The organism is Pediococcus damnosus, from assembly GCF_001437255.1.
Lineage (GTDB): Bacteria > Bacillota > Bacilli > Lactobacillales > Lactobacillaceae > Pediococcus > Pediococcus damnosus.
This window is the reverse complement of record NZ_JQBD01000098.1, coordinates 1-6,233: the sequence shown is the minus strand read 5'-3', so window position 1 is coordinate 6,233 and position 6,233 is coordinate 1. Positions and strand designations below refer to the sequence as shown.

5 protein-coding genes are annotated in these 6,233 nt (G+C 35.6%); 3 read left to right on the top strand and 2 right to left on the bottom strand.

The window, feature by feature from the left end; all coding sequences use genetic code 11:
• The coding region (locus IV84_RS09215) for a UvrD-helicase domain-containing protein (RefSeq protein ID WP_155515917.1) at positions 1-1,639 on the top strand (1,639 nt) is incomplete at its 5' end.
• A gap of 150 nt (positions 1,640-1,789) precedes the next feature.
• On the opposite strand, the gene msrA is transcribed toward IV84_RS09215, so the two are convergent.
• Together msrA and nagE are read right to left on the bottom strand one after the other, a co-directional pair.
• A complete protein-coding gene (gene msrA / locus IV84_RS09210; protein ID WP_046871430.1) occupies positions 1,790-2,629 on the bottom strand; it encodes a peptide-methionine (S)-S-oxide reductase MsrA in 840 nt (279 codons plus the stop codon).
• A gap of 221 nt (positions 2,630-2,850) precedes the next feature.
• Complete coding sequence (gene nagE, locus IV84_RS09205) at positions 2,851-4,839, bottom strand: N-acetylglucosamine-specific PTS transporter subunit IIBC (protein ID WP_046871429.1); 1,989 nt, start codon at positions 4,837-4,839, stop codon at positions 2,851-2,853.
• 379 nt (positions 4,840-5,218) lie between these two features.
• Here nagE and IV84_RS09200 point away from each other — a divergent pair, with 379 nt between their 5' ends.
• Both IV84_RS09200 and IV84_RS09195 read left to right on the top strand, forming a co-directional pair.
• A complete protein-coding gene (locus IV84_RS09200; protein WP_046871428.1) occupies positions 5,219-5,563 on the top strand; it encodes a hypothetical protein in 345 nt (114 codons plus the stop codon).
• A 385-nt stretch (positions 5,564-5,948) separates the two neighbouring features.
• Positions 5,949-6,233: DUF2089 family protein (locus IV84_RS09195; protein ID WP_062904519.1), on the top strand; the 285-nt coding region annotated here is incomplete at its 3' end.

Genomic DNA, 6,233 nt, shown 5'->3' with positions numbered 1-6,233 from the left:
AACCTACATTTTTAAACTGCCCTTGACATCAAACACGAAAAGGAAGGGAAATGATGAGTATAGGAAAAAATATGGTCAATTAGATCTAGACACAATTAAAAATAATCTTTTAAAAAAAGGATTATTTTATGGTAAATCACAATATTCATCCTTTTACTATGGTCAATTAGGACATGATGATTTACTGGATTTCACAGTCAAAGTGACAAGGCGTTATCCAAAGCTATTTACTAAAATAAATAGACGATTTGATTTAATTATAATTGATGAGTATCAAGATACAGCTGAATCTATACTGAGCTTATTTCTTGATGCAGTTAATGATAAAACGAATGTAAGCTTGTATCTGTTCGGCGATTCTATGCAGCAAATATATCAAAAATATTCAGAAGAAATGAAAGGGACTTTACGTCAAATAGAAAACAAAACTAGAAAAACTATAAATTTTCGATCTAATCAAATGATTATTGACTTGTTGAACAATATTTATAATAATTCACAAAGGATTCAGAGTTCACCAGACAACATGAAAATTGAAAAAAGTGATTTTCAACCAACAGTTTATTTAGTGACTGGTGATGAACGGGAAAGCTGTATTAATGGTATCGTTAGTGAATACCCAGGTACCTTAGTTCTGTATGTTTTTAATCGAGAGAGGTTTGACCGTATTGGAGCGCTCGATTTGTTTGATTCATTTCAAAGTATGGATAAGTATGGATTCGTTAAAAATATTCATGCGGTAGATGTTTTATTGAATAAAAATGAAGATGATAATCCTGATATTTTGATGAGGTGTTTGTTAGTTTTATATAAATCCAAATTGAAATGGGAAAAGCATGAGTATGGAAGCTTTTTTAAGTTAATTAATCATAACGGTCGAAAATTCGGAGCCTCAGTTACTGTTAAGTCAAAAAAGGATAAGCAAAAAACGTTTAAGTTATGGAAGACCATATTTGATTGCTTTTTAAATGATGAAATAACTATCGGAGAATTTTTAGACAAATTGAGGGAAAATGCATTACTAGACGATATTTTTATACGTGATGTTTTAGATAGTGAGGAGTATCAAAAAACATTAGATGTGCAATTAAAGGAACTAATTAACTTAGAACAAAATACAGAAAATGTGTCTACTCAACATGGAGTTAAGGGAGAAAGTCATGATTCAATTATTTTTTCTGCTGAGGATAGTCGCCATCAACCATTTATTAATATGTTTGATTTTTTTGAATTGTGGTCAAAAAGACCTATGTCTTTAAGAGATTTTGAGATCTTCGTTACTAAATATCAAAGTTTTCTTACAAAAGTGGATAAAGATAAAGTAAAAACAGATTCAAAATATGGACGTGAAATGGCATTTGAAGTTTGTAATGAATTTCATGATGATTTCTTCTTTAAAAATGTGTATAAAGATTATTATAAAAATTACATTAAAAAGCAAACACAGATAAATTTAAAAAAAGTGTTTTCTAGCACAAAGATAGAAAGAATATTATTAGCATATAAATTGTTTTATGTTGGATGTTCTAGAGCTCGTAGAAATCTGTCAGTAGTTTTGGATAAAAGTTTTGTAGAAGGTTTTAAGGATTCGTTGATAATTAGATTCAAAAAGATTGGGTTTACAGTGATTGATTGTTAGCAGCTGTTACAGACTTATCGCACATTTGGATGCGCAAAAAAAGCATATTATCAACGTTGTTGCCTTATTAGATCAACGTCGAGGGATAGATATTCTACTCAATTGTTTCAGTATTTTTAGCGTTAAGAACGGTGAATTACAGTAAATAGATTAGTTTTTCTTTCTAAATTTCCCCAATCCTACACGTATTTTTCCCTGCAAATGTTGCATTGCCAAATACTGTTGTCGAGCATGTTCCATTCTTTTATATCTGATGGGATTCTTTTTATAAAACTCTTGATGGAAGTTTTCTGCGGGCCAGAATTTAGTTGCAGACAAGATTTCAGTTACAATTGGTCGTTTATATTTTCCACATGCAATTAATGCTTGTTTTGAGGCTTCTGCAATTTTGCGTTGGTGCGTATTTTGGATAAAAATAATTGGCCGGTATTCATTGCCACGGTCATTGATCTGTCCCATGTTGTCAGTAGGATCTGTAATTTGCCAGTAAAGATGCACTAAATCAGCATACCGAATAACACGGGTGTCAAAGACAATTTCAACGGCTTCCACATGGCCTGTTTGTTGCCCAGCCACTTCATCGTAAGTTGGTCTGGCTACGTGGCCACCTGTATAGCCAGATAACACAGAAATGATCCCAGGGCGGGTTTCAAAGGGTTCCACCATGCACCAAAAGCAGCCACCGGCAAATATTGCGCGTTCATAGTATGGACTGGCCAAATTTTGATGTTTTGCCACGTTAAATGGGGCAGCTTGGTCCGGAGCATTTGTTATTTTTGCATAAAAATCTGCCACATCGGGGGTCAAGTTATCACGCCATGCTAAAGGACGCAGGGCAACTTCAAGTTGTGCAAGCTTTGTATTGAAGTCTGCTCCTTTTTCAACCGCGTTTTTCATTGTAAGCAGCTGGGTTCGCTCCCAGTCTCTAGTTGCTGGGTTTAAAATCAGGTTATAAACCTTGCTAAGAGTTTCCTGTTTGTCGAGTTTCATTTTGCTTTCCCCCTCTCGACTTTTCAAGAGCATTATGCAGGAATCAGATGAGAATTGCACGTGTTATGAATTGTGTTTCAGTTTCTGAAAGTAACTAACTCCATAAAAAAACGTTAACTGGATGGTTATCCGATTAGCGTCCTTTTTTTCAATAAGTATGTATACAAAAAGGTCGTTCCGAGGAACGATCTTTTTTGCATTTGGTTTTATTAATTTAACTTTTACTTCAATGTGACTTTAACAACTTCTTCATCATTACCAACTTGACGAGCAAGACCATCGAACTTCATGTAGCCTACAGCAGGCATATTTGTAATAATGACGATCATGGTTGTGCCCTTGTCAGCCTGTTTAATTGCTTGCAGGTCAGCAGTAGCTAAAACATCACCATGACGAACTTTTTGACCTTCAGAAACGTTTACTATAAATGGTTTTCCTTTAAGTTCAACGGTGTCTAAGCCCATATGAACAAGCACTTCCAAACCATTATCGGTTTTAATTCCAATGGCGTGTTTAGTAGGGAAGACAGTTGCAATCTCACCATCAACAGGTGAAACAACTTTGCCATCTGAAGGTTCAACAGCATAGCCATCACCTAACATTTTTTGTGAGAAAGTTGGATCGTTGACGTCTTCAATTGCGAGCAATTGACCGGCAGTTGGTGTATAGAACGTGTCAACTGCACCAGAATTAACGTTTTCACTCACCTTAGTTTCCTGAGTTGGGGTAGCAGCATTGCTAGTAATCTTACCTATTGGAGCGCCTTGTTTATAAAGATTTGTCAATGCATCAGCAACAAATTGAACTTCAGTTCCAATTACAATTTGAAGATTAGTTTTGTCTAAAACGTTCATACCAATGGCACCAGCACCTTTAATGGCACCTTTATTAATTGTATCAGTATCTTTTAACTGCAAACGCAAACGAGTTGTACAGTTATCAATGGAAGTGATGTTATCTTTACCACCAATGGCTGTATAAATCTTTTTAGCTTGGATACTATATTTATCGTCGCTATCATCAGTATCGATTGCAACATCAACACTGTCAGCTGCATCGGCTTCAACAGGTTCACGACCAGGAGTCATCAAATTAAATTTCTGGATGGCAAAATTAAAGCCAAAGTAATAAATAACAGCCATGACAAGCCCTTGAACCAACAACATGTAAGGCATGTTGGCAATTGGCATTCGTGAACTTAAAACGAAGTCAACTAATCCGGCACTAAACGTAAATCCGGCAGTCCAATGCATAAATGCGGCAAAACCTAAAGATAAGCCTGTAAATACTGCATGAAGAACGTATAAAGGCCATGCAACGAACATGAAAGAGAATTCCAATGGTTCAGTAACGCCAGTGAAGAACGAAGCAAACGCACCAGCCATCATTAAGGAAGCTGTTTCCTTTTTCCGTTCAGGACGGGCATTACGATAAATTGCGTATGCACCAGCAGGTAACCCAAACATCATAACTGGGAAGAAACCACCCATGTACATACCGGTAACTCCCTTGACACCTTCGTTAGCCCAGAATTTACCAATATCATTGATTCCTGCAACGTTGAACCAGAATACTGAGTTCAAAGCTTGATGCAAACCAGTTGGAATCAGCAAGCGGTTGAAGAATCCATATAGACCAGCACCAACAGCACCTAAACTAACGAAGAATTTACCAAAAGCAACAAGTGCTTCATATACTGGTGGCCAAACAAAGAATAATAGCACTGTAACAAATAACATCACTAAAGCGGACATAATTGGAACTAATCGTTTACCGCTAAAGAATGATAAGGCCATCGGTAATTTGGTTTCGTGGAACCGATTATACAGAGCAGCGGCAATTAGACCTGCAATAATACCAATAAAAACATTACCACTGAGTGCACCAAAGGATGGATCGACTTGAGATTCCTTGATCCCCTTTAACAAGGCAACTGATGATGGTGATAAAACAGAAACAGGAACAAAATAAGCAACCACACCAGCTAAAGCGGCGGCACCATCTTTGTCTTTTGACATTCCAAGTGCAAGACCGACCGCAAATAAAAGCGCCAGCTGACCAAGAATGGCATTACCGCCAGCTTGCAAGAATTGTGCCACGGCCCATTTTGCAGGTAACCAATGACCAATACCAACTAATAACGCTGCAGCGGGTAAAACTGCGACGGGTAATTGTAAAGAACGACCCATGCGTTGAAGATATGACTTCATATCCATACTCCTCCTTAAAAAATAAAATAATTTATAAAACCATAACACATGGTTCATAATAATCTATTAACAAGCGCTTACACAACCCAAACAGCGTCTAATTAACCAATATTGCGTTCGGTCTATACCGATTGAAAGGAGACATTGTCCGATTCATGAGAAGTAAAACTTTATTGGTATGAAATTTAAAAAAACTGGTTATTAGCCTTTTAACTTGTGAAATATGTTTAATTTTAGAATTGAGATATGGTGCTTAGATTGAAAATTAGACTTGTTTTTGAGACATTTCAATTGGTTTGCGGAGTTCATTGCAGAGCTTCAATCCAGATTGCGATATAATGGAAGGTAACGAAGACATTTTTGAAAGCAAGGAGAATATATGGTATCTATTACTATTATGCTTATTATTTTTATCGCTCTGGCGGTAGTTTGGTTTGAAATCCAGAAACGGACTAATGTAATTAAGAAACAGCTCACACTTGAACAAATAACCAAAGTGATGACCAAGGATAAGAGCATCATCAAAACAATTAAACAGGCCCGTGTTTTGCAGGGAATCTCATTTATTGCCATTTTACTTATTCTATGGACGATTATGGAAAACTATTCAAGTAGTTATTACTTAGTTTTGCTAGATGTACTGCAATTGACAACTACTGCGCGACAGTATTACTTATATCTAGCTTGGCAACGGTGTGCATTCCTGATTAATGGCAAATCATAGATGAATCTGCATGGCTTAGTTATTTATTATAAAGATCAGTACAGTTAGTGCTTTGGTTAGTGCATTTTTGTTTTCAAAGCATTTGTCTGTGACGTTATCAAGACATGTTGCCCTGCAGGATATATTTTGAAAGATTTGTTGTTTTAAGGCATTTTTGGTCACGCTAAATTTTGATATTGTTCTGATTTTTATCTATTCAATTAATTTAGTTTAATTTTATTTATAATGAATAAATCGATTTTTTTAAAGATTGTGTTTGAAACAAGATCAAGGCTAAATCTTGATCTTGTTTTTTCATGATATTGAGTTATAAATTAAATTTATTTTGCTTATTAGTATTAACAATGTTAAACTTTTATAAATAAAGTTAAAGGAGATAACTTTCATGGATTGGTTTATTTCTTTGGAACCTGAGGACCAAGAGTTTGTAAAACAGTTAGTGTTAGCATCAGGATCATTAAAGCAACTCGCTAAGATTTATCAAGTTAGTTATCCGACGGTTCGGGTGCGGCTAGATCGTGTAATTCAGAAAATTAAGCTAATTGAACAAAATAAAGGAAATTCTTTTGAGAGTAAAGTGATGCAGATGGTCATTGACGAGAAGTTGTCGTTGGAATCCGCAAAAGAAATTATTACTAATTTTAAGCCTTGTGGTGATAAGTCAAGTATG